Annotated in this window: 5 protein-coding genes and 1 pseudogene; 4 read left to right on the forward strand and 2 right to left on the reverse strand. The window is 54.4% G+C overall.

Annotation, left to right across the window (positions count from 1 at the left end):
- Positions 1 to 189: 189 nt before the first annotated feature.
- The 3 genes from nlpI (at position 190) to H7A81_RS25440 (ending at position 3,110) form a co-directional block, all read left to right on the forward strand.
- The gene (gene nlpI / locus H7A81_RS25430) at positions 190 to 1,074 is read left to right on the forward strand and encodes a lipoprotein NlpI (protein WP_008104288.1); all 885 of its coding nucleotides are present in this window, start codon (positions 190 to 192) and stop codon (positions 1,072 to 1,074) included.
- A 103-nt stretch (positions 1,075 to 1,177) separates the two neighbouring features.
- On the forward strand, positions 1,178 to 1,234 hold the full coding sequence (gene yrbN / locus H7A81_RS28040) for a protein YrbN (protein WP_100229640.1): 57 nt from the start codon (positions 1,178 to 1,180) through the stop codon (positions 1,232 to 1,234).
- A gap of 16 nt (positions 1,235 to 1,250) precedes the next feature.
- Entirely contained in the window at positions 1,251 to 3,110 is a 1,860-nt protein-coding gene (locus tag H7A81_RS25440) for a DEAD/DEAH family ATP-dependent RNA helicase (protein WP_182059119.1), read from the forward strand.
- Between the two features lie 66 nt (positions 3,111 to 3,176).
- Here H7A81_RS25440 and H7A81_RS25445 read toward each other — a convergent pair whose 3' ends face one another.
- Positions 3,177 to 3,923 carry an SDR family NAD(P)-dependent oxidoreductase gene (locus H7A81_RS25445; RefSeq protein ID WP_182059120.1) on the reverse strand — a complete coding sequence of 249 codons (747 nt, stop codon included), beginning with the start codon at positions 3,921 to 3,923 and terminating at the stop codon, positions 3,177 to 3,179.
- A 183-nt stretch (positions 3,924 to 4,106) separates the two neighbouring features.
- On the opposite strand from H7A81_RS25445, the gene H7A81_RS25450 reads away from it, so the two are divergent.
- Complete coding sequence (locus tag H7A81_RS25450) at positions 4,107 to 5,024, forward strand: AraC family transcriptional regulator (RefSeq protein WP_182059121.1); 918 nt, start codon at positions 4,107 to 4,109, stop codon at positions 5,022 to 5,024.
- 3 nt (positions 5,025 to 5,027) lie between these two features.
- On the opposite strand, the pseudogene H7A81_RS27850 reads toward H7A81_RS25450, so the two are convergent.
- A pseudogene (locus H7A81_RS27850) lies at positions 5,028 to 5,193 on the reverse strand (LLM class flavin-dependent oxidoreductase); the annotation flags it as partial.

The raw sequence follows: 5,193 nt of genomic DNA on the forward strand, positions 1-5,193 counted from the left end.
GTCATTATGACCGAAAAGTTGTTGGGCCTTGACCCCGCGGCCCCGGACATGACGCTGTTGCTGGTGATGCTGCATACCGGCACGATGTTCGCGGTGATTGTTTACTTCTGGAATAACTGGCGGGAATCCTTGTGCACAGCAGGCGGATGACAGGATGGTTATCCCAATGTTTGTATTCGGGAGTGGGAAATGAAGCCTTTTTTGCGCTGGTGTTTTGTTGCGACAGCTATCACGCTGGCAGGATGCAGCAACTCCAATTGGCGTAAGAACGAAGTTCTGGCAGTACCTTTGCAGCCCACACTGCAGCAAGAGGTGATCCTGGCGCGAATGGAACAAATTCTTGCCAGTCGTGCCCTGACCGATGATGAACGCGCACAGCTATTATATGAGCGCGGAGTGTTGTATGATAGTTTGGGTCTGAGGGCATTAGCGCGGAACGATTTCTCGCAAGCGCTGTCTATAAGACCGGATATGCCTGAGGTGTTTAACTACCTCGGTATATATTTAACGCAGGCAGGCAACTTTGATGCTGCCTATGAAGCGTTTGATTCTGTACTTGAGCTTGATCCAACTTACAACTATGCGCATTTAAACCGTGGTATCGCCCTCTATTACGGCGGTCGATACAAGTTAGCGCAAGATGATCTGCTGGCGTTTTATCAAGACGATCCTAACGATCCTTTCCGCAGCCTTTGGCTCTATCTCGTTGAAAGCGATATGGATGCCGACAAGGCCAAAGTCACGCTGAGACAGCGACATGACAAAGCGGTCCGGGACCAATGGGGATGGAATATTGTCGAGTTCTACCTTGGCGACATCAGTGAAAAAACGCTGATGGAACGTCTCAAGGCGGACGCAACGGATAACACCTCGCTCGCTGAACATCTCAGTGAAACCAACTTCTATTTAGGTAAGTACTACCTAAGTCTGGGGGAGAAGGACGACGCGAAAGCGTTGTTCAAACTGGCGGTCGCTAACAATGTTAACAACTTTGTTGAGCACCGATACGCATTGTTGGAACTGGCGCAACTCGGCCAGACACAAGACGATTTATCAGAATCTGACCAGCAATAGCTGACGAACTTTTATTGCCTGAATACTTGTAAAGTCATCATCTTCGAGGTGAGGGCTTTTCTGTTCGTCAAAACTTCTAATTTGAGCCGGTTCACACTTTTTGATGAAAATGACTGAAAATTTTCACGACGAGTTATGTAGACTGGCCGCCGCAATCTAAGAGGCACGTGTACTACATGACTGATATTCAAACCACTTTTTCTGACCTTGGCCTGAACGCTGACATCCTCGAATCACTGAACGGTATGGGCTACGAAAAGCCATCCCCAATCCAGGCTGAGTGTATTCCTCACCTGCTGGCGGGCCGTGATGTGCTGGGTATGGCGCAGACCGGGAGTGGTAAAACAGCGGCATTCTCCCTGCCGTTACTGAACAACATTGATCCATCTGTCCGCGCACCACAGATCCTGGTGCTGGCTCCAACCCGTGAACTGGCTGTTCAGGTTGCTGAAGCCATGACGGAATTCTCTAAACACATGCGTGGCGTGAACGTGGTTGCCCTGTACGGCGGCCAGCGCTATGACGTTCAGCTGCGCGCACTGCGCCAGGGACCACAGGTTGTCGTAGGTACGCCTGGTCGTCTGCTGGATCACCTGAAACGCGGCACGTTAGATCTGTCTAACCTGCGCGGCCTGGTGCTGGACGAAGCTGATGAAATGCTGCGTATGGGCTTCATCGAAGACGTTGAAACCATCATGGCGCAGATCCCAGACGGTCATCAGACCGCGCTGTTCTCAGCGACCATGCCAGAAGCGATTCGTCGTATCACCAAACGCTTCATGAAAGATCCACAGGAAGTGCGCATTCAGTCAAGCCTGACCACGCGTCCTGACATTTCTCAGTCTTACTGGACCGCTTATGGCCGTAAAACTGACGCGCTGGTGCGTTTCCTGGAAGCGGAAGACTTTGATGCTGCCATCATCTTCGTGCGTACCAAAAACGCTACGCTGGAAGTGGCTGAAGCGCTGGAGCGCAGCGGCTATAACAGCGCAGCACTGAACGGTGACATGAACCAGGCTCTGCGTGAGCAGACACTGGAGCGCCTGAAAGATGGTCGTCTGGATATCCTGATCGCGACCGACGTTGCAGCACGTGGTCTGGACGTTGAGCGTATCAGCCTGGTTGTTAACTATGACATCCCAATGGATGCTGAGTCTTACGTTCACCGTATCGGTCGTACCGGTCGTGCGGGTCGTGCTGGTCGTGCGCTGCTGTTCGTTGAGAACCGCGAGCGTCGTCTGCTGCGTAACATCGAACGCACCATGAAGTTGACTATTCCAGAAGTTGAACTGCCAAATGCAGAGCTGCTGAGCGAGCGCCGTCTGGCTAAATTCGCCGCCAAAGTACAGCTGCAGCTGGAAAGCAGCGATCTGGATATGTACCGTGCGCTGCTGAGCAAAATGCAGCCGGGCGAAGATCTGGATCTCGAAACACTGGCCGCAGCACTGCTGAAAATGGCACAGGGCGAACGTCCACTGATTCTGCCACCAGAAGCACCACGCCCACCACGTCGTGAGTTCCGCGACCGCGATGATCGTCGTGACTCACGTGGTCCACGTGAAAGCCGCGGTGACCGTGATGGCGCTCCACGTCGCGAACGTCGTGACGTTGGCGAAATGCAGCTGTACCGCATTGAAGTGGGCCGTGATGATGGTGTTGAAGTTCGCCATATCGTGGGCGCGATCGCTAACGAAGGCGACATCAGCAGCCGTTACATCGGTAACATCAAGCTGTTTGGTACGCACTCAACCATCGAGCTGCCTAAAGGTATGCCGGGCGAAGTTCTGCAGCACTTCACTCGCACGCGCATCCTGAACAAGCCGATGAACATGCAGTTGATGGGTGATGCTCCTGCGTTCGAGCGTAGTGAACGTCGTCCAGGCGGTCGTGATGGCGAGCGTCGTGGTAATGGCGCACCGCGTCGTTTCTCTGAGCGTCGTGAAGGTGGCCGTGAAGGCGGACGCTTCAACCGTGAAGGCGGCCGTGGCCCACGTCGTGAAGAGGGTGCATCTGCACCACGTCGTCGTGACGCTTAAGCGATAAACGCTTAAAAATAAAAAGGGACGCCATGGCGTCCCTTTTTTATGTTCGTAAATTAAACGTTACACGCCGCCGGCAATTAACACCCGCTCTCCACTGACGTAGGCTGACTCTTCTGATGCCAGAAACAGGGCAACCTGCGCCACATCTTCCGGCAGACCAAACCGTCCCAACGGCGTAGCAGCGATCAGCTTCGCTTTGACATCCGGATTCATCTTCTTCGCTGCCAGTAAACCTTCGGTCAGGATGATTCCTGGTGCCAGCGCATTGACGCGAATATTACGTGGCCCCAATTCACGAGCCAGGCCCTGCGTTAAGGTATCAATTGCCCCTTTGGTCGCTGCCCATAACACCGAGCCTGGTGTGCTGCGTTGGCTGTTAAGGGCGCTCAAGTTAATGATGGTGCCCCCGCGAGCCGGGAAATGTTTCGCCGCCTGCTGGCAGACCAGTAACGTGCCCAATACATTTACATTGAGCTGCTGCTGCATTTCACTGAGGCTGAGTTCGGCGAAATCGCCATGATGGAAAATACCGGCATTGTTGACCACGATATCCGGCGCGCCATACTGCTCGATGCTGCGCGCGAATAAACGCTGCACATCGGCCTCGCGAGAGATATCTGCTTGTACCGCAATGGCATCGCTGCCCAGCTCGCAGATATCCGCAACCACATCTGCCGCACCCGCTTCATCCTGGCGGTAATTAACAATGACGCGAGCGCCGGCCGCCGCGAAAGTCATAGCAATGGCGGCGCCAATGCCTTTCGAGGCGCCCGTCACCAGCGCGATTTTGCCTTCAAGTGCTTTCATTGTGTCTCTCCACCTGAGAATTCGGGGAAGGGTAAGCATGCGCTGTCCATACAATTTTGCGGTAGCGCAATCCTGCAAGCTTTTTGCACAATCCTGCAAATGTGTTGTGCAGGGACTAGGCGTCACGCGAGCGAAAGGCGAGAATGCGGGGACAGTGATCACTCATCACGGAGTGCGCAACGCATGATTCATCAGGAACAGTGGCAGCAGTTGGTGGCGATGATCGCTCGCCATACCCCGGAAGATGGCCGCCACTTCAGCCCCATCGATTTTCTCTCTTTTGGCCGAAGCTCCAAACCCACGAGCCTGTCGCACATTGCCACCTGGGCCAGTTTTGCACTGGTGGCGCAAGGGCAAAAAGCATTGCGCATGGGTGACGACGTGATGCATTACGGACCGGGCGATCTGCTGCTAGTGACGCTGGATATGCCGGTGCAATCCTGCGTGGTGCAGGCCACGGAGGAGAAACCGAATCTGGGCGTCGGGATCACCATCAATGAAACGCGCCTGATGCACTACCTCGAACATTTCCCGCTGCAGCAGATTGGCGCAACGGTAACCAATGAACGTGGGATTACGGTACACAAAGTGGCGACGCCCCTGGTCGATGCCGTGATCCGCCTGATTGAGCTGTTGGATCAGCCCCAGGATATTCCGGCGCTGGCACCGTTAATTGAGCAAGAGATTTTCTATCGACTCCTTACCGGGCCGGAAGGACCCCGCATCCTCAACATGGCGTTGACGGAGCGGCCGGGCAACAAAGTGGCGCGCGCGGCACGCTGGCTACGTGAAAACTTTCATCAGCCGCTCAAGATGGATCAACTGGCCAGTAGCGTGGGCATGAGTATTTCGTCGCTGCACCATCATTTCAAATCGGTCACGGCCATGACACCAATGCAGTATCAAAAGCAGTTACGTCTTAACGAAGCGCGGCGTTTGATGTTGATTGATAAGTTAGATGCGGGAACCGCAGGGTATCGCGTGGGGTATCAGAGCGCTTCGCAGTTTAGCCGTGAATACAGCCGTTTTTACGGGCAATCGCCGGCTCGTGATGTGCGTATGGTGGCTGTGGGGCCAGAAGGATTGACCCCACAGCAGTAAACGTTACAGCGAGCGTGCCGCTTCCATCGCCAGTGCGAAGGAACGCAGACGGGCTTGCGGGTCGAAAATCTGGCCATTAACCATGATTTCATCGGCCTGCGTTTCGCGCATCAGCGCGGCTAATCCCTGACGCACTTTATCGCTATCGCCGACAATCGACATGCTCAAC

The organism is Pantoea sp. ME81 (genome assembly GCF_903970985.1).
Taxonomy (GTDB): domain Bacteria; phylum Pseudomonadota; class Gammaproteobacteria; order Enterobacterales; family Enterobacteriaceae; genus Pantoea; species Pantoea communis.